A 26499-nucleotide genomic window follows, 5' to 3' on the forward strand; every position below is an offset into this window, starting at 1 on the left:
TGCCCATCTGCGCAGCCCATTAATTCTCAAACAATACGATGTGCTCAAGCTCCATTTTAATACCGATGCGCTGACCAATGGCGTGGTTGTGATGGCTTGAAGCCAAACACACCAGGCTGCGCCCGTTACTGAGCTCTACATCATATTGAAAGTAGCTGCCGCGGAACTGCTTGCCGGTAATCACCGCCTGATAGTTGCTTTGATCATCGTGAACGATGTCATCCGGTCGCAACAGCAGGCTCATGGATGCCCCTTCCGGCTGGGAAAGCGTAAAGCCGGTATTTAGCACTCCCAGTTCGGTATTAATCTGATGGCTGGCCAACACCTCTGCCGGAATAAAATAACCCTTACCTATGAAATCAGCGACATAACGGGTCTTAGGTTTGTGATACATATCGTATGGCGTCGCCAGCTGCTCAATAGCGCCGTTATGCATCAGCGCGACCTTATCGGCCAGAGTAAAGGCTTCCATCTGATCATGGGTCACAAACAGCGCGGTAATTTGCTGCTCGAGCAAAATATTACGCACCTCGGTTAACAGAGAGTCGCGCAACATGGTATCCAAACCGGAAAAGGGCTCATCCAGCAGCAGCAGATCGGGTCTGGGCGCCAGCGCCCGGGCCAGTGCAATACGCTGTTGCTGCCCGCCGGAAAGTGAATTCGGGTAACGCTTTTCGTAGCCACTCAAACCCACTGCGGCCAGCAGCTCGGCAACCCTCGATTGCTGCTCTGCCCGCCTTAAGGCACCGATGCCGAAGGCAATGTTCTGCTCAACACTTAAATGCGGGAACAGCGCAACATCCTGAAAAACCAGGCCAACCTTACGCTGCTCCGCCGGCATGGTATAGCCACGCTCGCTCAGCAACCGCTCTCCCAACAGAATACGCCCCTCTGCCAGGTCACCAAAGCCGGAGATAGCCCGTAACAGAGTCGACTTGCCACAGCCACTGGCGCCAAGCAAACAACCGATTTCACCGGCTTTCAACTGCATATTCAGCCGGGTCACCACCTCGTTATCGCCGTAGCGAATAGAAACATCGTTAATGGTGAGTGATTTGTTGTTCAGTTCTTTTATGGGCATCAGTAATTAACTTCTTCGAACAATAGACGAGGTCAGCAGGTATACCGGAATCAGCCCGACGACCACAATCATCAGTGAAGCCGGTGCTGCTTCAAACAGCCGCTCATCGCTGGCCAGCTCGTATGCGCGCACAGCCAGGGTGTTAAAATTAAAGGGGCGCAGAATCAGCGTCGCCGGTAATTCCTTCAGCACATCAACAAAAACCATCAGGAACGCGGTTAACAGGCTGCCACGCAACAGCGGCACATGTATCAGGCGAATGGTTTGCAGCGGGGTCTTACCGAGCGAGCGCGCAGACTGATCGACCGAAGGTTTAATCTGGGCCAGCGCATTACGGCAGGCACCCAACGGCATGGCCATAAAGCGCACCGAGTAGGCAAAAATCAGCGCCACCAGTGTGCCTGAAAACAACAGACCAAAATCGACACCGATCAGATCACCAACAGCGGAGACGACCCGATGATCAAACCAGGCCAGGCTAATCATGACGCCAATAGCAATGATAACACCGGGCAAGGCGTAACCGGTCGAAACCGTCTGAATAGCCACGCGTGACCACAGAGTTGAATTTAAACGGTTCGAATAGGCCAGCGCTAACGACATCACAATAGCGACCACCGCGGCGATGGCGGCAAGCGAAAATGAATTCCAGGCCAATGAAACAAAGGCGGCATCAAACTGAGCCAGGTTCTGAAAACACCAGATCAACAGCATTAGCACTGGAATAATAAAACCAAGCAAGACCGGCACAGCACAGCACAGGAATGCAGCCAGCGCTTTCATCCCGCCCAGCCTGGTGAGCTCTGCACGCTGCCGGCTTTCAGATTTATTGAAGTACTGCTGCTTACGCCGGGAGTACTTTTCCAGCACGATCAACAGAACGACAAAGCCCAGCAGCAGCGTAGCCAGTTGCGCAGCGGCAGCGGCATTACCAAGGCCGTAAAAGGTACGGAAAATTCCGGTGGTAAAGGTAGGCACACCAAAGTACTGAACGGTGCCGTAATCGGCCAGGGTTTCCATCAACACCAGCGACAGCCCCGTGACTATGGCCGGCCGGGCAATAGGCAGGTTCACTTTCCAGAAGGTTTTAAAGCCATTGAGCCCTAAACTTCGGCTGGCTGCAGAAAGATTGGCGGATTGCTCCAGAAAGGCCGCCCGGGTCATCAGAAAAACGTACGGGTACAGCACAAAGATCAGCATCCATACCGCACCGCCCAGCGACCGGATTTCCGGGAACCAGTATTGACCGTAACGCAGGTTAAAGGCCGAGCGAATCCAGCTCTGCACCGGTCCGGCAAAATCCAGCAGCCCGGTATAGCTGTAGGCAATGATATAGGCAGGAAACGCCATCGGCAGCATCAGCAGAACGGAGAAAACCCGACTACCGGGAAACGAATATTGAGTGGTGATCCAGGCCGTAGAAACACCGATCACCAGTACGCCAGCACTGACGCCTGCCGCCAGCCCAAAAGAATTCTTCAGATATTCCGGCAGAACAGTTTTAGACAGGTGCACCCAAACATCGGCATTACCGGTAAAAACATGCGCCACGATGACCAGAATAGGAATAGCCAGCAGACCGGCAGTAATTGCCGAAGCTGCGGCCAGAGAGTTCACCGGCAGACGCTTACGCGATTGTCCGCCGCGAACCTTTTGCTTTACTGCTAAAGACAACAAGTACTATCGCCAGCCAGCCTGATCCATCAGTTCAACGGCACGCTGGTTGTTTTCACCCAGCGCAGTCAAATTTACCGAATCTGCCTTAAACGACCCAAGGCTCTGCAATGCCTGCGACGGCTCAATACCTTCAACCACCGGGTATTCATTATTTACTTCGGAATACCAGGTTTGGGCTTCCGGAGTCAGCATAAACTCGATCAGCTGAACGGCTTCATCCGCGTTTTTGGAAGCCTTGGTTAAACCAATGCCACTGATGTTCACATGGGTGCCGCGACCCTGCTGATTTGGCCAGATCACACCTAAACTTTCAGCGACTTTCTGATCAGACTCTTTGTCACTGGTCATCAGGCGACCAAAGTAATAGGTATTGGCTACGGCAATATCACACACGCCCGCTGCGGCAGCTTTAAGCTGATCGGTATCGCCACCGGCTGGAGGTCGAGCGAGGTTCGCAACCAGCCCCTCAGCAAAAGCCAGAGCGCTCGCTTCACCTTCGGTCTCGACCATGGAGGCAATCAGGGATTGGTTATAAATATTACTTGAAGAACGAATACAGATACGTCCCGCCCATTTGCTGTCTGTTAAATCGCTGTAGCTGTCAATTTCGTCCGGGTTCACCCGGCCTTTGGCATAAAAAATCGGTCGTGCACGCTGGGTCAGGCCAACCCACTGATCATCAACATCACGCAAATTAGCAGGTACCAATTCATTCACTGCATCCGATTGCAAAGCCGCAAATAAACCCGCGTCTTTGGCGCGGTGCAAGCGACCGGCATCGGCGGTAATTAACAGGTCTGCCGGTGATTTATCACCCTCCAACTGCAATCGGCTGATAAGGGCATCATCTGCCCCCGTTACCAGATTAACCTGAATCCCGGTTTGCTCACTGAACTGGTCCAGCAAGGGCTTTATCAGAGCTTCCTGGCGTGAAGAATAAACATTCACATCTGCCATGACAGATACTGACGCTGTTAATAAAACACCTGATGCCAGGGCATTAAACTTCTTGGACGGCATACCAAACCTTTTTATTTATGAGTTTGGTAAGAGGATAATATCGAATCAGCCCTAATACAAACAATTCTCATTTGCACTTTGGTTGGAGAAGCATCAGGTAATCTGATAGCGACCGGGCTTGTGGTTAATAGCAATCACCACGTTGAGCGCAATTGCGCCAAGGATAGACAGCAGCAATACATCAAACGGAACCAGGAAATAACCGACGGTAACAATGCACACATCGACCGCCATCATGAACCGACCGGCATTCATAATTTCACGTTCCTGCAGATATTTACCCAGCACCCCAAGACCACCCAGGCTCGACACATGGCGAAACATGATAAGAATACCCATGCCCACCAGCAGCCCTGCCGCAATAGCCGCAAAGACCCGATTGACGGAAGAGATAGTTATGACTGCAGGCAGCCAATCACTCACGAAAGAAACAACAGTGACGGTAACGAAGGTATTCAACGTGAAACGCTTACCCATGCGGGTCCAGGCCAAATAATAGAACGGCAGATTCACCAGGAAGAACGCCTGACCGAAACTCAGCATGGTCAGCTTGGTTAAAATCAATGCAATCCCGGCGGTCCCACCGGTCAGAAAGCCACACATCTTAAACAGGTAGACACCCAACGAAACAAAAACACAGGCGGTAAATAACGCAATAATATCTTCAAAAAACGAGTGCCTTTGCATCTGTTTCACAGGGATCTCCAAGGTAAATTTAAGAAAGGCGCTATCCTACTGATTCATGAAAACAGTTGAAGGCCATGTAACATATTTTTTAGAGATACCATTTAGAAAAAGCTGTAAATGAATTGCTACAGCTGCACCTTAAGGGGGCGTTTGGGGGTGAGGTGCGAGATGCGAGATGCGAGATGCGAGATGCGAGATGCGAGATGCGAGATGCGAGATGCGAGATGCGAGATGCGAGATGCGAGATGCGAGATGCGAGACAAAATTAAAGTTGAGGCACGAACCTGTGTCAACCTGAACATCTTACGTCTTACATCTCACGTCTTACATCCTACCCATCACTTAAGCTGCTTCACCTGACGCTCAGTATAGGCCGTGAAATCTGGCGCTTCTGTCTTATAGTCATTGTGCAGCAATGGCGAATGGATCATATAGTCTGCACTGGCTTTGTTACAGGCCACCGGGATGTTATACAGCGCGGCGATTCGCAGTAAGGCTTTAATATCCGGGTCGTGAGGTTGCGGCTCAAGCGGGTCCCAGAAGAAGATCAGCAGATCAATCTCACCTTCGGCGATTTTGGCACCGATTTGTTGATCACCACCCAGCGGGCCGCTGAGCAGTTTTTGAACCGGGCGGTTAATCGCAGCTTCAATCAGGCGGCCGGTTGTGCCGGTTGCGAAAATGCCGATGGTTTCAAACAACGCCTGCTTTTCTTTCGACCATTCAACCAATTCTTTCTTTTTATTATCGTGTGCAACCAGCGCAATATTACGCTTAACCATATTCAAATTCCTGTGTTGTTATATTTTTTAATTGGGGTGAAACGGACCAGTAAATACCCGGCCAATACACCACAACTGTTGGCGACGATATCCAGCAAGCTGAACAGCCGGTAACCCGTCAGCCCCTGGAGCAACTCAATTAAAACACCGAAAAGCACTACTTTCAAAGCAGTAATGCCTGGCTTGCGGTGTGCCAGAAAGCCTAAAACCATAAGCACCAGGTATGCAAACAGGTGGTTAACCTTATCGTTTGGCGAAAAATCCGGATGCCCAACAGGCAACAGAGAAAGGATAAAGACGGTCAGCAACGCAGCATAAAAAACAGCTTGGTAAACTGGCTGAGGTACTGACCGGAGCATGAAGGGTTTCAAAACGGGCCGCGCCGCTTACAGCTCAGCGTTGTGGTAAACGTTTTGAACATCATCGAGGAAATTCAGTAAATCGAGGAACTTATCGAAAAGCTCTTTATCTTCGTCACTGATCTCCACGGTGGCTTGCGGAACAAACTGAACCTCATCAACATCAAACTCGATGCCTTCAAAGGCAGCCAGCAATGCCTGACGGGTTTTTGCGTACTCGGTGTTTGGCGTGAACACAGTGACCTTGCCGTCTTCACATTCAATATCGGACACATCCACATCGGCTTCCATGAGTGCTTCCAGAACCGCTTCTTCATCGTCGCCATTGAACACAAAGATGGCCGAGTGATCGAACATGTGGCTGACGGAGCCCTGCCCACCGATTTTGGTTTTTACCTTGTTAAAGCATGAGCGCACGTCACCGAAAGTCCGGTTCGGGTTGTCCGTCAGGCAGTCAACAATAATCATCGTATTACCCGGGCCGAAACCTTCGTAGCGGGCAACATCGAAATCTTCACCGCCGCCGCCTTTGGCTTTATCCAGCGCTTTATCGATGACGTGTGCCGGTACCTGATCTTTTTTTGCACGCTCAACCAATGAGGCCAGCGCCAGGTTACCATCCAATTCAACGCCACCAGATTTGGCGCAAACATAAATTTCCCGGCTGTATTTACTGTAGATTTTGGCCTTCATATCTGAAGTTTTTGCCATAGACTCTTTGCGGTTCTGGTAGGCGCGACCCATGAGAAATTCCTGTATATATTTAAAAATGACGGCGGATTTTATAAAGAAATCCGCTCTCAAACCAGCCTCAACAGCCGGATTTCCTGACTTGAGTTAGCCTCAGGCGATTACAACGGCTCTTCACCACGCTGCATTCGCATACCGTTTGCATACTGCTTGAGTATGTAAGGCTTAATGTCATCGCGGGCAGACGTGACCCGCTTCACCAACTCTTCGACATTGCTATTGGCAACCGCTGGCGATTCACCTTTAAGTGTTTTTTCTGCCCATTCGTTGGTTTCAAACGGCTTGTAGATGCCATGAATCTGCTCATCAATCGCCTTGGCGACGTCTTCATCCGATTCGAAATCACCGGTCAGCACATCACCGAACTCCAGATGCACCCGCCCTTTCCAGCCGGTCATACCGCGAGCAATGGAGTTTAAATCTTCATGCTTACTTTTTTTGTACTCGCCCTTGGTGTGCTGAGCATGCAGTTCACGCGCCTTGGCGACATCCAACGGGTCGAGCTCATAGCTGATGGCCACAGGCACGATATTCAGCTCGTTAATGTAATCGGAATAGCTGCGGGATTTAGGCCGGCTTAGACTGAACATACCGATAACGGCACTGTTGGTGCGGTCGTAACCGTCTTTTGCACGCCCTTCACGCTGGGCAATCCAGATGTTGGCCTTTTCATCCAGAATAGAAAAATGAATATATTTTGAAAGCTGCTGTGCTGCCCGCAGGCGCTCCTTCATGCCTTTTAAGCCACGTTTAACGATGAAGCTTTTGTTCAGCCGCATCAGGTTAGACGAAAAGGGTTTGGTGAGCAGATTGTCACCGACGGCAATCCGTACGGTCTGAAAACCATTCAGGTACAGAGCCCAGTTAAGCATGGCCGGGTCCATGACAATATCGCGATGGTTGGAAACAAACAGATAGGCTTTGTTTTTATCGAGGTTGTCCAGGCCATGCACAGAAAACTCTTCGACGGATTTTTTCAACAGCCGGCGAACCACAAAGGCCACCTTGCGCTGGAAATCATCGATTGAGTTTACGTTCCATGTGAAGGCTTTGAATGCCCATTTAACCAGCGGGCGAACAAGCCAGGGCGCTTTTATATTCAAGCCGGGGGCAAGCCAGGCGGCAATGGTTTTACTGAATTCAGGGTCATTCAACGTTTCGGTTAAAACGCTTCGGGCTTCGTCATCGTGGTATGGGCGTATATCGTCAAACACCGGTAAGGATCTCAAGGTTGAAAAACGCGCATAGAGTAGTGGAACAACAAAGGCTTTGCAGCCTTTATTGCCCTTTTCTGCGCATTACATTGACAAACACACTGTTAATAATTCCAAACAGTACCGTCCTGCAGGCGCGTTACCGGATGATAACCACGCTGAAATTCATAACGCGCGGCTTCTTTCTCGTCAAAATCGACACCCAGGCCCGGCTCATCGCTGACGAAGAACATACCATCTTTCACGGTATGGTTCGACGGGAACAGAGCATCGCATTCCGGCGTGCCCAGCACCAGATACTCCTGGATACCGAAGTTGGGTGCCCAGGCATTCAGGTGCGCCTGCGCCGCCATACACAGCGGTGAATGGCTTGGTGCGCCGTGGAAGCCCGTCCGTACATTGTGCAGGCCGGCTAAGTCCACAATACGCTTCACATGAGTAATACCACCGGCGTAAGTACAGCAAACACGAATGAAGTCGATCAGGTTCTGCTGAATCAGGTGGTTGCAGTCGTAGATCGAGTTAAACACCTCGCCAATCGCGACTGGCACCGTAGAGTGCTGACGCAGAAACTTCAGCGCATCCTGATCTTCCGCCGGTGTTGGGTCTTCCAGCCAGAACAGCTTGTACTGTTCTACTTCTTTGGCAAACTCCGCCGCTTCACGCGGTAACAGCCGGTGGTGAACATCGTGCAGAATCTTCAGATCAAAACCGAACTTATCCCGCAAGCGGTCCAGCGCCTTCGGCATGTAACGCATGTATTTTTCGGTATCCCAGATTTCCTCAGCGGGTACGTTGGTTACGAAGTTGGTGATGTAGTTTTTCACATCGCCCTTGGTTTCGCTTACGCCATAGCTGGAGGTGGGCATATCCGGAATGCCACATTGAACGCGAACGGCCTTGTAGCCCTGATCCAGGTAAAAGGCGATGGAGTCTTCCAGGTCGGCAATGTCTTTACCGGTGGCATGGGCGTACAGCAAGGCGCCCTCACGGCTTTTACCGCCAAAGAGCTGATACAAGGGCATTCCGGCCAATTTGGCTTTGATGTCCCAAAGCGCCATATCGATAGCGCCAAACGCGGCCATGGCGATTGGACCGCGACGGAAATAAGCACCCCGGTAGAAATACTGCCAGATATCTTCGCTGTTACGCGGGTCTTTGCCGATTAAACAGGGGATCAGGTATTCCTGCAGGTAATGAGCCGGCAATGTTTCGCGACAGTTGAGTGTGGCATCACCCAAGCCATAGACGCCCTCATCGGTCATAATCTTTAGCGTGACATAGTTCTTTTTAGGCCCGCCAACAAACACTTTCGCACTCGTTATTTTCATTACTCGCCTCTTCGTAGTTTTGTTATTAGTAGTTTTGTTATTAGTTTTTTTGCTTCGGCTTTCGCTTTGCCTTAAATAGTCCACAACAGATTGGGCTGATGTGCCTTTACAGCAAAGGACGGGTGAAGCGCCCGTATGTAATCCGCTCCGGTCAGTAACGCAAACAGGTGATCGCGGTTGTGAAGTTGATACTCTGTTGCGTGTTCGCTTTGTACAAAATCTGCAAACCGGGCCGTGCCAAGCGTGTTCCAAAGCTCTGAAAATTCATTCTGTAGCCTTGTAGAAATCAGAAATTCTATTTCGCGGTGCTGCTCAATCCATTTCAGCTGAACGGTCGGCTGAATCAGTAGCCGGTTTAACGGGACCTTCTGCATACAACCTCAGCCCCGAAACTGGTGGTCAAACCAGCCGGGAAAGTGCTCCAGGGACGCCAGTGCGCAGATCAGTTGCTCGCGCCACTCATCCGAGGTGGGCAGTAAATCCGGCACATGCACAACCTTCGCACCTGCCGCCAACCCTGCCTGAACACCGCTGGGGCTATCTTCTACAACAAGGCAGTTTTCCGGCGAAACATCCAGATGCGCACAGGCGGTTAAATAGGGTTCTGCATTAGGCTTGCCGTTTGTCACCTGATCGCCACCGACGATACCTTCAAAAAATGACACGATGCCGGCGCGGGTCAGTTTATCCTGCGCGGTCGCGTAGGCCGAACTGGTGACCACCATTTGCGGTATTTGACGTTGCGCCAGAAAGGCCAGGGTTTCCTGTGCGCCGTTTTTAAGCACCAGGTCCGTTTCAATCAATTCCAAATAGCGGTCACGAACCGCCAGGTGCATGGCTTCGCAGGCCTGTTGCGAGCCCATCACCCGGCTGTACCATTCAAGCGTACTTTTACGGTTGAGGCCCACTGTTTCCAGATAGGCCTCGGCAGGGTTTTCAAATAAACCGGACGGCCCATTCACATCAACAAAGGCCTGCTGACACAAACGCTCTGAGTCGAGCAACACGCCATCCATATCCCACAATACTGCCTGAATTGTCATTCTCACCTTCTGTTTTATCTGTTTCCCAGCATCCACTCTGCGGCCTGCTGTGCGTGTACCTGTGTTGTATCGACCAATGGCACATCCGTCACGTCATCGCTTAAAAGCATGCCAATTTCCGTACAGCCGAGAATGACCGCTTCGGCGCCCTGCCCGGCCAGTGCTTCGGTAATTTCAATATAGCGCTGCCGTGACGATGCCAGCGTTTTACCCAGGCACAACTCGTTGTAAATGATGGCGTGCACTTCCTGCCGTTCAGACTCACCCGGTACTAAGACCTCTAAATCAAATTTTTCGGCCAGTCTTTGCTTATAAAAATCCTGCTCCATGGTAAAGGCCGTTCCCAGCAGGCCAACGGTCGTCACACCATGCTGTTTCAGCACGGCGCCGGTGCAATCGGCAATGTGAATCAGCTCCAAGCCTGAAGCCTGTTCAACCCTATCTGCCACCTTATGCATGGTGTTGGTCGCAATTACCAGGCCCTCGGCACCGCCCAGCTTTAAACCTGCGGCGCACTCAGCCAGATAATCACCGGCGGCCTGCCAGTCACCCTTGCGCTGCATCTGCTCAATAATGGCGAAATCAACCGAGCGCATCAAAATATCTGCCGAATGCAGCCCGCCAAGCTGCTGCTTAACGCGTTCGTTGATCAACTGATAGTAGTGGCCGCTGCTTTCCCAGCTCATACCACCCAATATTCCGAGACATTTCATCAGAGGCTCTTTTATAGCCTTAAGCACCCACCAGGAAGTACTTGGTGATGCCATAGGCGTACAGGATAAGAAAAATAATATTGATGTACTTTAGCTGACGCTCGGTATGCAACCAGGCGCAATAAATCCAGATTAAGCAGAACGGCACACTGATAAACATCGTGTAGGGGTACCAGTTTTGAACAATGGCGATAGTACTCAGAATACCCAGAACCAATGCCAGCCATTTCAAATGCTGCTCGTATCTGGCAAAACTCATTAAGAATGCGGTCATTTCACTCCTGTTGTGTAAGAAAGATTAAATAATAGCGGATCAGCCGTTAATAACCGGGTAAGCAACCTCACCCCAATCTTCATCGGCAGCCTTTAACATAATTTTGATGATAACCGGCATCAGCGAACCCAGCAGACCGGCACCGTCTTCAACCTGTTGCCGGTTCACCTTGCCTTTATAGGTAGCGCCGCCGTAGATCAGTTGGTTGCGCAGGACAAAAAGGCGATCCAGCACAATGGTGCATAAATCAGCAACCCGTTGGCGGCTCAGGGCATTCAGCGCCTGCAGTGAAGAGCGATCAAACTCGCCTTGCCAGTTGTCATCGCCGTTACGCTTGGATTGCCAGAAGGCATGGAACACATAGGGGTTCTTAATGAGCGCCTTTACATGGCCGGAGTATTCTTCCCACAAGCAGCTGTAGATTTCACTGCCGGTATCGTGAAGTGCCAGCAGCTCAATAAAATGATGGAACTGGTCGTGATCGCTTAACGGCTGATCACCATAGCGGTCGATGGCAAAGCAGGCGTTCAGTGAGATCCACAGGGAAATAAATTCAAGATCGGCATTATCGGCCTCTTCAGCACACTTTAACCAGCTGATGGCGCGATGCAGACGGGTGGCATGATTAGGGTCGAGCTGATCCTGCCGGGCTTTGAGTTCGGCCTTGAGCGCAGAAACGGTTTCCAGAGTAAAGGAGCTCATTCAGGGTTCCGTAATAACCTAGGTGCATAGAAAGTATCACATTTTGCACTGACGGAACCATGAGCGAGCCGTATTGAAATTTAATTTACGGGGCTGTTATACCAGCGGGCGCCACATTTTCAGCCCGGACGAAGTCGGTTTTAGCTCCGGCTTACCCTGCATTTCTGAAACCGCCTCGATGGCATCCGCAATGCGCTGAACATCGGCCTCGGTCATTGAAGGGTGAAGACTGACCCGAACCCAGCCCGGCTTGAGGTCCTGGTGTTCGTCATCGAGCTGATCGGTAATCTGGCAGGACATCGGCTGGTCAATATTCAGCAGGTGATGACCGTAAGTGCCGGCACAGGCACAGCCACCGCGGGTTTCAACCCGGTACTGATCACTGAGAACCGCCACTGCATCGCGATAGTCCAGATTGTTAAACAGAATCGAGAAGATGCTCAACCGCTCGCGGTGGTGGCCGGACAGCACCCGTACATTCGGCATGGCATCCAGACGCTTGAATAACTGCGCGTTGAGCCAGTCTTCGCGTTCAGCAATATTTGCCGCCCCCATTTCTTCCTTCAGCTGAATAGCCAGGGCAGCCTTCAGGGTTTGCAGAATACCGGGCGTACCGCCGGCTTCACGCTGCTCAATATCGGCAATAAAGCGGTGTTTGCCCCAGGGGTTGGTCCACACCACCGTGCCGCCGCCGGGTACATCCGGCACTCGGTTATGGTACAGCTCGCTGCTGAAAATCAGCACGCCACCAGAGCCCGGCCCACCCAAAAATTTATGCGGTGAAAAATAGATGGCATCGAGCCGTTCTTCATCATTAGGGTGCATATCGATATCTACATAGGGCGCAGAGGCAGCAAAATCGACAAAGCACTTACCACCGTACTGGTGCATCAGCCGAGCGATTTCATGGTAAGGCGTTTTAATACCGGTCACATTTGAGGCAGCCGTTACCGAGGCAATTTTTAATCGCTGCGGCTCATTGGCCAGATCACGTTCCAGCCAGCCCAAATCGATCTCATCCCCTTCCAGCGCAGGGATAATACGTACATCCGCCAGACTCTCCAGCCACATGGTCTGATTGCTGTGGTGCTCACGATGAGTGATGTAAATCAGCGGCCGGTTACGCAGGTGCATGCGGATTAGCGAGCGGTGCGATTCATGGCACCACCAGCCCAGAATACGGATCAACCGCGCCAAAGCACCGGTCATACCGGTACCCACATTGATCAGTACATCGGAATCCTGCGCATTAACGTGACGCTTAATTTTTTGATTCGCCTGGTGAAGCATGGCCGTCATCTCACGACCACTGTAGCTGTCTTCGGTATGGGTATTGGCCATCAGGCTGCCGGCCACTTCAGTGAGCCGTTTTTCAATGGGTGCATACAGGCGACCACTGGCGGTCCAGTCGGCATAGATACGGTCCGGGTGTTCTGCATCGGCAATGATGTTGCTGCGAATGCTGGACCAGAATTCTTCACTTGAATTAGAGCATGGCTGGCGGGTCATCAGGGGTCACTCCCGTTATTAATTGGCGAAAATTCTATGCTTAATACCCGCCGATTATTTTTTATTATTTGCCTTATAAGCGCTACTATTTAGAAATATTTTCTAACCATACAGCTTTTTACGAAAATGATTGATTCCACCGACAAAAAAATTCTCGATCTACTGCAAAGCGATGCAACCTTATCTGTGCAGCAGATTGCCGAAACCATCCACCTGACCGTCAGCCCGTGCTGGCGGCGTATTCAGAATTTGGAAGCAAAAGGCATTATTGAAAAGCGGGTCGCCCTGCTGAACCGGGCGCAACTGGATTTAGGCATCGATGTATTCGTGTTTGTTCGCGCCAAAGCCCACAACGAAGCCTGGCTGGAACAGTTCAGCGCTGCAGTAGATTCCCTGCCGGAAGTCTGTGAGGCCTACCGCATGAGCGGCGAAGTGGATTACTTGTTAAGAGTGGTCGTGAAAGATATTCAGGCTTACGACCGCTTTTACAAGCGATTGGTCAACCGTGTGGAACTGGCCGATGTCAGCTCCAGCTTTGCTATGGAACGGATGAAGTACACAACAAAGCTGCCGCTGGAATAGCATTGTTTCTAGTGGGCCATGCGTAAAGTTCGGTCACTGGTTAGCCTGAACGTTTTTTACTGCTCAGCCCGGAAATAGTTTTGGCAAACCGAGCAACCTCGTTCCAATCGGTGTATTCAATGGTACTGACCCCATCGGTACAGCCGCCGGTAATCTTCATGATAAAGCGGATCATCTGCTTATCAATAAACCGATACTTCGGGTAAGCAAGCTGGCCGGCAAACATGGCGATATGGTCCGGCACCCAGCCCGTGCGCTTGAGGAATTTTTGAACATAAGGGCTGTTGGCCGGGTCGCTTTTACCCGGTTTACGGGCTGTCAGGTTCACCGAGAAGAAAGACGAGTCGATCGATGCCAGCCAGTCCCGATTACGCTTGATCAGCTCAATCAGCTCTTTATTGTAGTGGCCATAGCGGATCGAACTGCCAATGACCATACAGCTGACCTGATCACGCCGCGGGTAGGTTTCAAACTCCTGAAACGGAATGACATCTACCTCGCCCTGCCAGTCCCGGGCGATTGTTTCGGCTATCTTTTTGGTTTGCCCATCTACCGTTGCATAGATGATGAGTGTGAGCATGCTGACCTCTACTACTTAATATTTTGGATGTATTTTAGCAGTGAACGCTGTTTCAGTTTCACTTCAATGTTGAAAAAACTGAACTTATTTATAAGAACCCCGGCGACACCTGTACAACGAAAGGTACAGCGTGACGGCCCTGCACATTCAGCGCTCGCTGAAATCGTTCAGCGTCTTCACTTCATAGGCATGATAGGCCGGAGTCTCATAAGGGTGGGCATTTATCAGTGCGGTTAATACCGCCTTAATGCTATCTGGTTTACAGACCATCTCCACGCGTGCTTCCGCGACCTTCTCTAACCTGCCGGTTTCACCAATGAAAGGGGTGGCACCCGCCTTCGGTTCAAACTGCCCGGTTCCGGTAGTCACAAATGCACAGTTTCGATAATCACCAATCTCACCCGCCCCGGCAGCAGACATTGCCTCAATAACATTGTCTACAAAATCAACGGGAACGTAAGCCACAATTGCAAACATGGTTAAAACCTCACCAATTTAAACTTTTTTGTTAATTTTCAGCAGCTTAGCAAGATTTTTTGTTGACACAAAAAGTTAAGCCGGTATTATGCGCCTCACTCAACGGAGAGTTGGCAGAGTCCGGCTGAATGCACCTGACTTGAAATCAGACGTACACGAAAGTGTACCGGGGGTTCGAATCCCTCACTCTCCGCCATATTCCAAATAAAAAAGGCCACCCCAACGGGGTGGCCTTTTTTATTTGTGGTGCGATAAGGGGTTTGTTCGTGGCTCCCGCCGGGTTCGACCCGCAGGGCCGCGACCAAAGGGAGCGCATCCCGAACGACCTTACTTCAGCACCGCCCTACTGCAGAAACCCCAACCGTGTGGCCTTTTTTACTTGTGGTGCGATAAAGGGTTTGTTCGTGGCTCCCGCCGGGTTCGACCCGCAGGGCCGCGACCAAAGGGAGCGCATCCCGAACGACCTTAATTCAGCACTACCCTACTTCAGCACCACCCTACTGCAGAACCCCTCCCCCTCTTCACCTCAATCACGAGCCCGCTGCACAAATGGTTTATATTTCCATCGCCGCAACGCAACCACCAGCGTATTCCCTTTCTTGGTATGCAGTGGCAAGGCAGACTCCCTTTGCATCGTCTGGCTCATCTCTGAAGCCAGCTTATCCATGCTTTGCTGCATTTGCTGATGGGCAGCGTCGGTTAACAGTGCATTCATCACAATGAGCTTCTCTTCATCGCCGGCAAAGCTGGTATCAAAAAACTCATGCACCACGACATCCAAAAAATACTTCTGAATTGGTCCACGAGGGTTCCAGCGAAAATTGGTGGAGATTTTCAGGCGAATCCGGTTACCCGGCAGCAGTTCGATCAGGTTCAGTTTATCGAGCCTGGCAAGCTTGCGTATGCACTGGGCTTCACTGAACTGATACTGGGAAATCAGATCCTGAAAGGTGAAGCCATTGATAACGCTGACGGCGACGAGCAGAAGCTCGATATCTTCAGCGATTTCCTTTTCCTGCTCTACAGAAAGGTGATCGAGCATTTTCTCGTTGTTTCGGGCTGCATCAATCAGGTCTGTCCAATCCCACTTCACCATTGAACAGATCGCACTTAGACGGTCCAGCGTAAACTGGCCTTTCGCGAACATGCGCTTCACGCTGGTCTCACTCAGCTGCAGGTGCGCACCCACCTGGCTGTAGGTGATGTGATTGCGCCGCAATTCCCGTTTTAAGGTATTTACCAGCTGCTCGGTACTTGCCATAACCATTCCCTGAATTATTTAAACCAACGATAAAGTACCATATTTAGATACTATGAAGGACAATAAATGTAGCCTTAGCATTATAAATTGCACATAGCGATACCAGCTTAAATAATCGGCGCACATCTTCAGCATGGAATAAGCAAAATGAAGCCTCTTTTAAAAACCCTGGGTGCACTGCCCTTTTTCTTATCGGTTTTTCTGAATGCCTTTGTAGACCTGGGCCATAAGATCACCATTCAGAACACCATTTTTAAACTCTATTCTGAACAACAGCAGATTATTGCCACGGCCATTCTGAATGCGCTGATCCTGCTGCCGTTCATTATTTTATTAAGCCCGGCCGGCTACATCTCGGATCGATTCAGGCGCGTTAAGGTTATGAGGGTTTCAGCGTGGGCCGTGTTGGTGCTGTGCGGCCTAATCTGGCTCAGCTACATGAACGGCTGGTTCTGGGTTTCATTTGCCGCCACCTTTGCCCTGGCGGTGCAATCGGCTATTTATTCACCGGCAAAACTTTCCTTTGTGAAAGAGATGTTTGGGAAAGAGCGCCTGGCAGAAGCCAACGGTGTCATGGCCTCTCTTGCAATTCTGGCCATCCTGATCAGCACGTTCGCCTTTTCAATCACCTTTGAAAGCTTCTACGGCAGCCATTTACTCAGCGAGGCTGAAATCCTCAGGGCCGTCACCCCTATTGGCATGCTGCTTACGATGACCGCAGCACTGGAATTGATTTGTATGTACAAACTGCCGCTACGCCCTGAGTTTGCTCAACCGTTGAAAACAAACAGCTTTAACTGGAAAGCCTTTCGCAAAGGCCAGTTGTTCAGCCGCGATCTGCAGCCATTGAAAGAGCAGAAATCGGTTCGTTTATCCATTATTGGCCTGGCCACTTTCTGGGGCATTGGCCAGGTGATGCTGGCGGCCTTCCCCGCTTATTTTAAAAGCGCGACCGCGATTGATAACACCATTGTTATTCAGGGGATTCTCGCCTGTTCCGGCGTGGGTATAGCCATCGGTGCTTATCTGGCAGGCAAAATGTCTAAAAACAAGATTGAGCTGGGCATATTGCCGGCGGCAGCGCTTGGTATCGCCATTGGCCTTTTGTATCTTCCGCATATTACCCATACCACAACGGCCGCGTTAGATTTCTTCCTGATCGGCATCTGCGGTGGCTTATTTATTGTACCGCTGAATTCTCTGATCCAATTTCAGGCGAAAAGTGGTGAACTGGGCAGAACGCTGGCGGCCAGCAACTGGGTACAGAACGTAACTATGTTCAGTTTCCTGATTGTGACGGTCAGCTTTGCGCTGCTGAAACTTTCCAGCCAGACGCTGTTAATTGCCATCGCCATTGTCGCGTCGCTGGGCTTTGCCTACACGCTTTATCAACTGCCTCAAAGTTTCTTACGGCTGATCGTGACGGGCATTATGCGCAACCGCTACCGCGTTAATGTGCAGGGGCTGAAGCATCTGCCAGCCGAAGGCGGCGCACTGCTGCTGGGGAACCACGTCACCTGGATCGACTGGGCCATTGTGCAAATGGCCTCACCTCGCCCGATTCGATTCGTTATGGCCCGCAATATCTATAGTTTATGGTACCTGAAGTGGTTTTTTGACCTGGCCGGCTGCATCCCTATTGAACCGGGCCCTCGCAGTCGTAAAGCGCTGGATGAAATACGCCACCTTTTAGAAGCTGGTGAAGTGGTGTGCTTGTTCCCGGAAGGTGCCTTAAGCCGCACCGGCCATCTGGGTGAGTTTAAGCGTGGCTTTGAACGCGCCTGCCAGGGCCTGAGCGACACCATTCCGGTCATCCCTTTTTATTTGCATGGCCTTTGGGGCAGTCAGTTCTCCTATTCAACTGACCTGCTGAAACAACGGCCGATTAATGGCGTTCGCCGAAAAATCGCCATTGCTTTTGGTGCCCCACTGCCCAACACCATTACCGCACCCGAGCTGAAACAGCAGATCTTCGATATGTCGATTCACTCCTGGCAGCACGATGTCAGTGACTGTGAAAATTTGGGGCGTCAATGGGTACAAACGGCTAAACAACAAAAACAGGACATGTGTTTAGCCGACAGTACCGGGGTTAAACTCAGCCCTACTCAGGCTCTTATTGCCAGCACAACGCTCAAGTTTGCGCTGAAAAAGCAGCTAAGTGGCCAAAACATCGGAGTACTGCTGCCGGCCAGTGCAGGCGGTGCTTTAACCAACATGGCGTTGCTTCAGGCGGGTAAAACGATCGTTAACCTGAATTACAGTGTCGGCCCGGATGCGCTGAATGCGGCAATACAGAATGCCGAAATTTCCACGGTGATTACATCAGGTAAATTCCTTAACAAATTAAAGGCCAAGGGCTTTGATATTGAATCGTCCTTATCTGCCGTAACTGTTATTGAACTTGAAACCTTTAAACAGAGTATTTCGAGCTTTCATAAACTGCTGGCGTTTACGCTTTGCCATAGCCTGCCAGCCGAATTGCTCAAGAGAGCGATTGCCAAACCGGTACCGGCTGAAACCACCGCCTGTATTTTGTTTTCCAGCGGCAGCGAAGGCACACCTAAAGGCATTTGTCTGAGCCATAAAAATATTCAGGCGAATATTCAACAAACGCTGCAGGTACTTAACCCCGGCAAAGACGACCTTATTCTCGGCAACCTGCCCCTGTTTCACGCATTTGGCTTAACCGTCACTCAGTTTTTACCGCTGCTTCACGGCGTACCGGTGGTCTTTGCAGCCGACCCGACCGATGCAGTCGGCAATGCAAAACTGGTTGCCCGATTCCAGGCATCGATAATGTTCGGGACATCTACGTTTTTCCGGCTCTACACCCAGAACCGCAAGGTGCACCCGCTCATGCTGAGCAGCCTTCGGTTTGCCGTCAGTGGTGCTGAAAAACTCAACGCTGCGACCCAACAGGCTTTTTTCGACAAGTTCGGCAAAACCATTTACGAAGGTTACGGCGCGACAGAAGCGACACCTGTCATCAGCGTCAACCTGCCCGACTATCTGGATAGAAAAACCTTCAAGGTTCAGAGTGGCCAGAAAGCAGGCACCGTCGGTATGCCATTGCCAGGCACCAGCCTTCGTATTGTGAACCCGGAAACCTTTGAACCCTTACCCACTGGCGAGGCAGGCATGATTTTGATTGGTGGTGTCCAGATTATGCAAGGCTACCTGAATGACCCGGCAAGGACCGAACAGGTTATTCATACCGAAGGCAATGACCGCTGGTACATTACCGGCGATAAAGGAAAAATCGACGAAGATGGTTTTTTAAGCATTGTTGACCGCTACTCGCGATTTGCCAAAATCGGTGGCGAGATGATCAGCCTGGGGAAGGTAGAGGAAGTCATCTATGAGCTAAACGCAGAGAATCCCGCTCCACAGGTCAACAACCAGGAACTGGAGGTGACCGTGGTCAACATTCCGGATGAAAAACGCGGTGAAAAATTGGTGGCCCTGGCGAATCAGGAACTCGCCGAACGACTTTCTGCCAAGAATTTCAGTGAAAAAGGACTCAGCAACCTTGCCCTACCTTCATCGGTATTTCAGGTAGCCGAAATACCTAAGCTGGCCAGTGGCAAAGTAAACTTTACTGAAGCTAAAAAGTTGGCACTCAATCTGGTCAACAGCTGATTGTGATTGACGCAGAAACCACCCTGCAGACACAGTCTGTCCAGGGTGGTTTTTCAGACCACATACCAACAAACGAGGCTAATTAATGGCCAGACTTCTTTCGGCAAGAACCGCAGCCACCAAATCGGTCACATCGATCAGGTCCTTCGTGCTCACCACTGGTATCAGCGGCAATTCTGTACAGGCCAGCAACACGACATCGGCCTCTAAATTGCTCAGTAATTCTGTGAATTGCTCGATGACAGCAGGATGATCTCCACCATAGGCTTTGACATCGTAAATAAGCTGATGGAGCTTTTCCGGTTGCACCGGGGTTTCCAGCTCAACGGCATCGAGCAGCTTACGATATGGCGACCAGTCACCCAGATCGGTTACCGGCTTTGCGCCAAGCAACGCCACTTTCTTCAGACCGCTGTTCAGCACCCTATCACTGACAACATCGGGGAAGGAAACCAAGGTAGACTTAAGCCCCAACCCTTCCAGCTGCGGTTGATAGTAGTTCAGCGTGTTACAGGCTATGGCGTAGTAATCGGTATGCTCGGCCAGTTTCGATGCGGTCTGCGAAAGCGAATGCCAAACCTCATCGTTGTTTTTCTCCAGCTCCATTGAAAGGCCCAATGCCGGAATGGACATAATCACCACCTCCGGTGCATCCAGGTCTCCCGTGTAGCGATCGCCCTGTATGGCCTTGTTCGCCTTAAGAATTTTCTGCCACATGTCCAGGCCGGCATCCGGCCCGGAGCCGGTGATAATGCCGATACGCTTGCGCGTATCGTTAACGTGATTTGCCATCAAGATTGGTCTCTTTATGTATCCATAATTAGTTTGCCTGGGCAGAAGGCTGAGCAGGCGCCGATGGAGCCTTTTTCGACGTTGCTTCATCGTCATAGCTACCACCCCAACCAGTCAAAATCGCGAAGGTCATTACACCCAGCAGAACCCACGCATAGATCACCCATGGCGTAATTTGCAGTGGCGCTAACACCGGCACGCCCGGAAATGATTCTGCCGCTTTAGACGCCAGCCCAGCGGCATAAAGCACAGCAGCAGACCACGGCAACGAGTAAACAAGGGTACAGGCCATGCTGTCGATAATGTTCGCCCTGCGATACTTGCCAATGCCGAAGTGTTCACCCACGGGCTTCGCATAAGACAGCCCCACAGCAAGAATTGCCGGCGCATTAATACTCATCAGCGAAGACAGCAACAACGACAGCCCCGCAGAAGAAGCTTCGGCACCTCGTGGCGTACGAACCACGCCTTTAAGCATGTTAATCAGCTTGTCACTACCGCCACCATCGAGCATCAGGCGAATACCGCCAGAAAGCAGTAACACCAGAATTGACAGATCGGCCATCCACCCGGCCACACCGTTAATTAATACGCTGTCCTGAACTGAGATAAAGGCTTCAACGGTGTTCAAACCCGTTACGGTTGCGATAACCATGCCGGATAAAATGCCGACCGACGTTGCATAAACCACATCGCCTTTTTTCATGGCAATAACAATGGCGGCAATGGCCGGCAGCAGCATAATTAGGCCTTTAGGGTCCATATAGTCGGCCAGCTGCTCATAAGGAACCACTGTACTGTGACCGCCTTTAACCAGACTTAAAATAATCAGTATTGCTAACGTTATCGTACCGGCGGTGATCGAGTATTTTAAGCGTGAGCGAACGACCCCGCCGACATCGGCATCCTGACTGGCCGCAGAAGATATTGTGGTGTCGGAGATGGGTGCCAGGTTGTCGCCAAAAGCGCCACCACTGATTACTGCACCGGCCATCAACAGAGGGTCAGCACCCAACAGTACACCGGCCGGGTACAGCACACCCATTCCCGCGGCAATGGTGCCAAAACCTGTTCCTGCGGCCGTTGCAAACAGCGCACTCGATAAGAAGGTCACGGCAATAAACGCTGTACCGGTGGCACCGGTGTGATACGCCGCCCATAAAATACCGTCAACAAGGCCAGATGAGCGCAGTACCGTGGCGAAAATACCGGCGAATATCCATGCGGCAACCGGCGCAATGGCAACTTTACTGGCCATACCATTCAACACCGCGTCACTGTACTGGCTTCGATCTTTGGCGAACAGAAAAGTTACCAGCAAACCAATCAATATTCCGACCCACATCCCCTGAATACTGGCTTCTTCCGTTGAGGTCGCCACATAAATAGCGACTGCAACAAAACTGAGAATCGGCAGGAAGGACACCCAGGGTCCACCATAAAACTCGACTTTATTTGACTTCATCATCCATTAGCTCCCTAAAGCTATTCTGGGTCTTATGACCCTGTTTTTATGTGGCTTGCGTATCGGGTTGCTTCTGTATCGGTGATCAGGCCTTTGAGCAGGCCCTTGTTTTGGTTAGGACGAGTAGATCAAACAGGGGGTGCGCCATTGCAGTTGATAAGCTGACTCAAATTGGCGCAACTAAGCGCTATATGCGCGCCACCCTGCGCCAAATATGTTGAAATAAGCTCTACTGCGTATGAAAAAATTGCTATAAATCACCGGCATAACAAGCGGGCAGGACAAATGAACGAAGATTTTGCGCAAAACCTAAGGCTGCTGTGCAGCTACTATAAATCGATCACTGAGGTCACTAACCGATTGGGTATCAGCCGACCACAGTTCAACCGCTATTTAAGTGGCAAGCATCGGCCGGCAGCCGGCACCCTGCGGAAAATCTGTGAATTCTTTGATATTGAAATTCATGAAATTTACCTGCCGCACAGCCAGTTTCAGCGCATAGTTCAGGTCAGACCACAAACGCCCACGGTGGAACCTGATTCACCAATTCAGCAGCATCTTGCCCGCCTACAGCAACGCAGCAGCCCGGAGCTTGATAAGTATCTTGGCTATTACTTTGAGTATTACCTGTCGATGGCAGTGCCGGGCAAAATTCTGCGCACACTGGTTTGCATAGAGCGCCAGGGTAACGGTGTGTTTTATCAGCGCACTGAGCGCCTGACCGAAGGCTCCGGTGAACCGATATGCCACTGCAAATATCTGGGCACGGCCTATATGCTTAACGACCGGATTTTTCTGCAGGATTATGAATCGCTGACGGCAAACGAAATCACTCAGACGATTCTTTACCCGACATTCACTAACCGGCTTTCCCGGTTGCACGGGTTAAGGCTGGGTGTGTCATCTAACAGCGAACGCCTGCCCTGCTGCGCGCGCATTGTGTTTGAATATTTAGGTGCCAATGTCAATCTGAAAAAATCGCTGAGTTTTTGCCGCCTTTACGATTTTGACTCAGAAGAGATTGATCGCTCAATACGGGATGCCATCTTGAATGATTGCGGTACTGATGGCACTCATTTCAGGGCGCGGCAGTAGTGTTGCTTTCAATATCAGAAAACAGCCATATCAACAGGATGTAACAGCCGCGCCCCCAAGCAACAGCGCACGGCTCAAGCCGCATAACCAGCCCACACTAAAACCCCGTCACCGCCGTCGCCTGATGAAACCGCAACTGCCATTGATCACCCACTTTCTGCCATAAAGATGACCGCCTGGCGTGCTTCTGCAAGCTTCCATCCGCGCCCAACTCTGCTGAGTTATAGATTAGTAGCACCAAGCCTTCGGCCACAACCGAGCAGTCAAAATCCTGCGACCAAATCTCGCTACCGGACGGAGCATCTGAATCCAACCAGCCTGCGGCATCCTGGTAGCCGACTCTGGCTCCCGAGCGACCGATTTCAAAAAAATCATTGTGCAGCATGGCACTGAGCGGTGTTTCTCCGGTATGCGGTTGTTTCTTGTGCAGTGCAATTTCCAACGCAATCAGTTCTTTCATGACAGTCCATTCCAAAGATGTACAGCGAGCAGAAACGCCAAGCTTAATGCGGCCCGCTCAAAACCGCCACCAACATCCGCCGTACTCAATCAGCTATTTGTTCAATCCGGCCAGGCGTGACTTCGACAACAAAAACTTATCGAAACAATAAAAATTTTTCGCTACTCGGTTTTGGCCTTCTGGTTTATAAAGCCGGCTTAAATTTCAACGCTTTTTCGGAGGAAAGCCAGGTGGACTTATTTGATGCTGCCGGGATAGTCGGCGCCGGTTTATATCTGGCGTCATACGCACTTTTGAGCACTGACCGTATTTCGGCCAATGGTGCCAAATACATCGGGATGAACCTTGCAGCAGCGGTCTGCATGCTTATTTCGCTAACCGCGAACTGGAACGCACCATCGTTCTTTGTTCAGGTGTGTTGGGTCATCTTCTCGCTGAATGGATTGTTCAATTGCTACAAGACCCAAAACCAGCAACGCAGCGTTCAACTTGCCACCCTGGGTACTGCAACCCCGAATGGGACTTTCGTTTCTCCTGCTAATTAGTGATGTCACCACTAACTGGCATTTTTTCTGCCGGACGAGTGCCGGCGTCTTTTTAAAGAGGCCTTTGGAGCGCCGGATAAACAAAAACTATTTGTTTTAAAGACAAAATAATTTTTGTTTTTAAATGGCTTGCAATAAAGATAATTCAATTCGTAAACATTGGAGTATTGAAGCATGTCTAGTCAGTCCTTTCTCAGTCAACGGGTTTTTCTGGATAGGAAAAACTTTCCTTACGGCTTCGCCAGAAGCGGCGTATTCTCAAACAGACAAGCAGCACTGCTGGAAAAAAACGGCCAGGCCTATTCAAACCTGGATGCCGGCATTCGAACCCCATTGGGCAGCGACGAGGTGAATTTTGTAGCCTTTTGCCAGGGGCTGAAAGAGCCCACCAGCGAACACGAAAAAGTATGGGATTTGTACCGCCGCACCGTGGGTGCGAAACAAGTGGCCTATGTCTCAATGAGCTTCAAATCTGACAAGCAGGACTCCAGTCACAGCGCAGATTACGAAGACGGCGATTACGAGATGGCCTGACAGCAAAAAGCCTGCATAACGCAGGCTTTTTTTAGTTATTCTGAACCAGAAAGGTTTCTGATGGGTCTACCAGTATGCGGCGGCCCATTCCCTGACGCCCCAGCAACATCAGGTAAGTCATTTCGCTGCGGTCGGTGAGCGAAAGCTGAATAGTCCAGGAATGCTCACCCAGTTTCAGCGTGGTTTTTACAATAAAGCGCTCATCGCTGCTGCCGTTAGAGCTTTTAATGGTACGAATGTCGTGAACCTTTGCTTCACAAGCGATGGTCTCTTCAACATTGTGTACGTTCGGGTGAATGTTAAAGCTCACCCACGGGCTGCCATCGCGCCGGAACTGTTTAATGCCGTCTACATGCAGCGATGATGTCTTCGCACCGGTGTCGATCCTTACCGGCAAATTCTCAATGCCGAACTCCGGCAAGCCGCACTCTTCAATAGCGCCTACGATGATCTTTTCTTTAGAGTTCATAGTCTTTCTCTACAACAGAAGCGGGCTCTACGGTGACCGCTTTTTGAAATATCAGTGACGTGGGAAAGGTAATCATTTTCCCGGCGTCACCCGTCAATATCACATGAAACAGGGCAATCTCCTTGATCGTTCCGGCAACCGTGTTATCGCCATCCAGTATGGTAATGCTGTCTCCTACCCGATAAGGAAAGAAAAAGAAAATCAGCACACTGGCGGTCGCATTGCTGAGAATGGACCACTGAGCAAATAACGTGACACCCAATACGGCGACAAACGAGCCGAGAAATACGCCTAAATCATCTATGTTGATCCCTGAATAGCTGAGAAACAAAATAAAACAGCCCATCAGGAACAACGTCTCCAAACTTCTGGAGACGTAAAACAACCTTTTTTCATTAACCGACTTTTTACCGGCCGAGCGCCTTATCAGTTTCTGCAGCCAAATACGGCCAACAAAGGCACCTACAATAATTACGACCGGCATCAATAAGCCAGAAACACTCACACCTTTCCCCTAAATAACAATGCCATTCTGTTGTATCGCGTCGACAGAACTAGCTACTTCTGCATTTTCATCAAAAAACGCGATGTGGTACATCGCCTCACCTTCATAGGTCAGCGGAATATTCTGCTTACCAATGACGATACCATCGCGACTGGCACGGACCTCTTCCAGTACGTCGCCCATTGGGCTGCGAATCATCGCCAGCAGCTCACCGGCCTTCACATGATCGCCAAGCTGCGCATGGTGGCTGACGATACCGCTGTCGCTGGATCGCACCCACGAACTGTTGTTGGCAATATAGGGCGTGGTGACCTCGGCTTTTGCCTTTGCCTTCGCCGGTTTTTTCATATCCAGCGCAACAAGCACATTGAGCACACCGCGTACACCGGCTCGAATCGACATTTCATCAAATCGCAGTGCCTGCCCTGCTTCATACACCAGGAAGCGAATACCCTTTTCACTGCCCGCCTGACGCAACGAGCCATCCCGCAGTTCGGCATTAAGAATAACCGGCACACCAAAGCTGCGGGCAACCCTGAGCGTTTCCTCATCTTTCAAATTCGCCCGAATCTGTGGCAGATTACTGCGGTGAATGGCACCGGTATGCAGGTCGATGCCGTAATCACATACCTCTACGATTTCGGTCATGAACTGCTCTGCCACCCTACCGGCAAACGAGCCTTTAGCCGAGCCGGGAAAGGCCCGGTTCAGGTCCCTTCGGTCCGGCAGGTAACGGCTTTGGTCGAGCACGCCATAAACGTTGACCATCGGCACCAAAACCAAGCTGCCGCAGGTTAAGCGCAGCGACTTCATATGGATCAGGCGGCGAACAATATCGATACCGTTAAGCTCATCGCCATGAATTGCAGCGCAAACCAAAACCGTTGGCCCCGGCTTTTTCGACCGAATAACGTGCACGGGCATATTCACTTCCGTGTTGGTATAAAGAC

29 protein-coding genes and 1 tRNA gene are annotated in these 26499 nt (G+C 50.8%); 6 read left to right on the forward strand and 24 right to left on the reverse strand.

Going from position 1 to position 26499, the window contains the following annotated elements; all coding sequences use genetic code 11:
• Nucleotides 1-19: 19 nt before the first annotated feature.
• From BCF53_RS05890 to BCF53_RS05960, 15 genes are all read right to left on the reverse strand, one after another.
• Complete coding sequence (locus BCF53_RS05890; RefSeq protein ID WP_132700577.1) at nt 20-1081, reverse strand: ABC transporter ATP-binding protein; 1062 nt, start codon at nt 1079-1081, stop codon at nt 20-22.
• Nucleotides 1082-1087: 6 nt separating this feature from the next.
• Nucleotides 1088-2755, reverse strand: coding sequence for an ABC transporter permease (locus tag BCF53_RS05895; RefSeq protein ID WP_243645776.1), 1668 nt, complete (start codon nt 2753-2755; stop codon nt 1088-1090).
• Between the two features lie 6 nt (nt 2756-2761).
• A complete protein-coding gene (locus tag BCF53_RS05900; RefSeq protein WP_243645777.1) occupies nt 2762-3715 on the reverse strand; it encodes a Fe(3+) ABC transporter substrate-binding protein in 954 nt (317 codons plus the stop codon).
• 156 nt (nt 3716-3871) lie between these two features.
• Nucleotides 3872-4465 carry a YitT family protein gene (locus BCF53_RS05905; protein ID WP_132700634.1) on the reverse strand — a complete coding sequence of 198 codons (594 nt, stop codon included), beginning with the start codon at nt 4463-4465 and terminating at the stop codon, nt 3872-3874.
• A gap of 338 nt (nt 4466-4803) precedes the next feature.
• Entirely contained in the window at nt 4804-5247 is a 444-nt protein-coding gene (locus BCF53_RS05910; RefSeq protein ID WP_132700579.1) for a methylglyoxal synthase, read from the reverse strand.
• Nucleotides 5248-5249: 2 nt separating this feature from the next.
• Nucleotides 5250-5606, reverse strand: a complete 357-nt coding sequence (locus tag BCF53_RS05915; protein ID WP_132700580.1) for a VanZ family protein — start codon at nt 5604-5606, stop codon at nt 5250-5252.
• A gap of 27 nt (nt 5607-5633) precedes the next feature.
• Complete coding sequence (locus BCF53_RS05920) at nt 5634-6350, reverse strand: YebC/PmpR family DNA-binding transcriptional regulator (protein ID WP_132700581.1); 717 nt, start codon at nt 6348-6350, stop codon at nt 5634-5636.
• Nucleotides 6351-6457: 107 nt separating this feature from the next.
• Nucleotides 6458-7570 (reverse strand): 1-acyl-sn-glycerol-3-phosphate acyltransferase, encoded by a 1113-nt coding sequence (locus BCF53_RS05925; RefSeq protein WP_165901821.1) that lies wholly within the window; start codon nt 7568-7570, stop codon nt 6458-6460.
• Nucleotides 7571-7674: 104 nt separating this feature from the next.
• On the reverse strand, nt 7675-8901 hold the full coding sequence (gene manD / locus BCF53_RS05930; protein ID WP_132700583.1) for a D-mannonate dehydratase ManD: 1227 nt from the start codon (nt 8899-8901) through the stop codon (nt 7675-7677).
• Between the two features lie 71 nt (nt 8902-8972).
• Nucleotides 8973-9275 carry a hypothetical protein gene (locus BCF53_RS05935; protein WP_132700584.1) on the reverse strand — a complete coding sequence of 101 codons (303 nt, stop codon included), beginning with the start codon at nt 9273-9275 and terminating at the stop codon, nt 8973-8975.
• 6 nt (nt 9276-9281) lie between these two features.
• Nucleotides 9282-9944 carry an HAD family hydrolase gene (locus tag BCF53_RS05940; protein ID WP_132700585.1) on the reverse strand — a complete coding sequence of 221 codons (663 nt, stop codon included), beginning with the start codon at nt 9942-9944 and terminating at the stop codon, nt 9282-9284.
• 14 nt (nt 9945-9958) lie between these two features.
• The gene (locus BCF53_RS05945) at nt 9959-10657 is read right to left on the reverse strand and encodes an aspartate/glutamate racemase family protein (RefSeq protein WP_132700586.1); all 699 of its coding nucleotides are present in this window, start codon (nt 10655-10657) and stop codon (nt 9959-9961) included.
• Nucleotides 10658-10676: 19 nt separating this feature from the next.
• The gene (locus BCF53_RS05950) at nt 10677-10931 is read right to left on the reverse strand and encodes a hypothetical protein (protein ID WP_207902660.1); all 255 of its coding nucleotides are present in this window, start codon (nt 10929-10931) and stop codon (nt 10677-10679) included.
• 39 nt (nt 10932-10970) lie between these two features.
• Nucleotides 10971-11633 (reverse strand): HEPN domain-containing protein, encoded by a 663-nt coding sequence (locus BCF53_RS05955; RefSeq protein WP_132700587.1) that lies wholly within the window; start codon nt 11631-11633, stop codon nt 10971-10973.
• Between the two features lie 96 nt (nt 11634-11729).
• A complete protein-coding gene (locus BCF53_RS05960) occupies nt 11730-13142 on the reverse strand; it encodes an aminotransferase class V-fold PLP-dependent enzyme (RefSeq protein WP_132700588.1) in 1413 nt (470 codons plus the stop codon).
• 126 nt (nt 13143-13268) lie between these two features.
• Here BCF53_RS05960 and BCF53_RS05965 point away from each other — a divergent pair, with 126 nt between their 5' ends.
• Complete coding sequence (locus tag BCF53_RS05965; protein WP_132700589.1) at nt 13269-13724, forward strand: Lrp/AsnC family transcriptional regulator; 456 nt, start codon at nt 13269-13271, stop codon at nt 13722-13724.
• Between the two features lie 40 nt (nt 13725-13764).
• Here the strand turns inward: BCF53_RS05965 and hemG are convergent, their stop codons facing one another.
• A complete protein-coding gene (hemG, locus tag BCF53_RS05970; RefSeq protein WP_132700590.1) occupies nt 13765-14304 on the reverse strand; it encodes a menaquinone-dependent protoporphyrinogen IX dehydrogenase in 540 nt (179 codons plus the stop codon).
• A gap of 147 nt (nt 14305-14451) precedes the next feature.
• The gene (locus tag BCF53_RS05975) at nt 14452-14781 is read right to left on the reverse strand and encodes a YqfO family protein (RefSeq protein ID WP_132700591.1); all 330 of its coding nucleotides are present in this window, start codon (nt 14779-14781) and stop codon (nt 14452-14454) included.
• A 104-nt stretch (nt 14782-14885) separates the two neighbouring features.
• On the opposite strand from BCF53_RS05975, the gene BCF53_RS05980 reads away from it, so the two are divergent.
• Nucleotides 14886-14977: transfer RNA gene (locus tag BCF53_RS05980), tRNA-Ser, on the forward strand.
• A gap of 330 nt (nt 14978-15307) precedes the next feature.
• On the opposite strand, the gene BCF53_RS05985 is transcribed toward BCF53_RS05980, so the two are convergent.
• On the reverse strand, nt 15308-16042 hold the full coding sequence (locus BCF53_RS05985; protein WP_132700592.1) for an XRE family transcriptional regulator: 735 nt from the start codon (nt 16040-16042) through the stop codon (nt 15308-15310).
• A 147-nt stretch (nt 16043-16189) separates the two neighbouring features.
• Here BCF53_RS05985 and BCF53_RS05990 point away from each other — a divergent pair, with 147 nt between their 5' ends.
• On the forward strand, nt 16190-19684 hold the full coding sequence (locus BCF53_RS05990) for an acyl-[ACP]--phospholipid O-acyltransferase (protein WP_132700593.1): 3495 nt from the start codon (nt 16190-16192) through the stop codon (nt 19682-19684).
• Nucleotides 19685-19762: 78 nt separating this feature from the next.
• Here BCF53_RS05990 and BCF53_RS05995 read toward each other — a convergent pair whose 3' ends face one another.
• Together BCF53_RS05995 and BCF53_RS06000 are read right to left on the reverse strand one after the other, a co-directional pair.
• A complete protein-coding gene (locus BCF53_RS05995; protein ID WP_132700594.1) occupies nt 19763-20476 on the reverse strand; it encodes an aspartate/glutamate racemase family protein in 714 nt (237 codons plus the stop codon).
• Nucleotides 20477-20504: 28 nt separating this feature from the next.
• On the reverse strand, nt 20505-21944 hold the full coding sequence (locus tag BCF53_RS06000) for a Na+/H+ antiporter NhaC family protein (RefSeq protein ID WP_132700595.1): 1440 nt from the start codon (nt 21942-21944) through the stop codon (nt 20505-20507).
• 282 nt (nt 21945-22226) lie between these two features.
• On the opposite strand from BCF53_RS06000, the gene BCF53_RS06005 reads away from it, so the two are divergent.
• Nucleotides 22227-23036 (forward strand): helix-turn-helix transcriptional regulator, encoded by an 810-nt coding sequence (locus BCF53_RS06005; RefSeq protein ID WP_132700596.1) that lies wholly within the window; start codon nt 22227-22229, stop codon nt 23034-23036.
• 97 nt (nt 23037-23133) lie between these two features.
• Here BCF53_RS06005 and BCF53_RS06010 read toward each other — a convergent pair whose 3' ends face one another.
• Nucleotides 23134-23496, reverse strand: a complete 363-nt coding sequence (locus BCF53_RS06010) for a nuclear transport factor 2 family protein (RefSeq protein ID WP_132700597.1) — start codon at nt 23494-23496, stop codon at nt 23134-23136.
• A gap of 116 nt (nt 23497-23612) precedes the next feature.
• Between BCF53_RS06010 and BCF53_RS06015 the strand changes: the two genes are divergently transcribed.
• Nucleotides 23613-24041: a CBU_0592 family membrane protein gene (locus tag BCF53_RS06015; protein ID WP_132700598.1), complete on the forward strand. Its 429-nt coding sequence runs from the start codon at nt 23613-23615 to the stop codon at nt 24039-24041.
• Between the two features lie 174 nt (nt 24042-24215).
• On the forward strand, nt 24216-24575 hold the full coding sequence (locus BCF53_RS06020; protein ID WP_132700599.1) for a MaoP family protein: 360 nt from the start codon (nt 24216-24218) through the stop codon (nt 24573-24575).
• Between the two features lie 31 nt (nt 24576-24606).
• On the opposite strand, the gene BCF53_RS06025 is transcribed toward BCF53_RS06020, so the two are convergent.
• The 3 genes from BCF53_RS06025 to BCF53_RS06035 are packed head-to-tail and all read right to left on the reverse strand — an operon-like array spanning nt 24607 to nt 26473.
• Complete coding sequence (locus BCF53_RS06025; protein ID WP_132700600.1) at nt 24607-25044, reverse strand: ATP-dependent zinc protease family protein; 438 nt, start codon at nt 25042-25044, stop codon at nt 24607-24609.
• Nucleotides 25034-25549 (reverse strand): mechanosensitive ion channel family protein, encoded by a 516-nt coding sequence (locus BCF53_RS06030; protein WP_243645778.1) that lies wholly within the window; start codon nt 25547-25549, stop codon nt 25034-25036. The genes BCF53_RS06025 and BCF53_RS06030 overlap by 11 nt, the downstream gene beginning before the upstream one ends.
• A gap of 9 nt (nt 25550-25558) precedes the next feature.
• Nucleotides 25559-26473, reverse strand: coding sequence for a succinylglutamate desuccinylase/aspartoacylase family protein (locus tag BCF53_RS06035; protein WP_341539408.1), 915 nt, complete (start codon nt 26471-26473; stop codon nt 25559-25561).
• Between the last annotated feature and the right edge of the window lie 26 nt (nt 26474-26499).

The organism is Reinekea marinisedimentorum (assembly GCF_004341165.1).
Taxonomy (GTDB): Bacteria; Pseudomonadota; Gammaproteobacteria; order Pseudomonadales; family Natronospirillaceae; genus Reinekea; species Reinekea marinisedimentorum.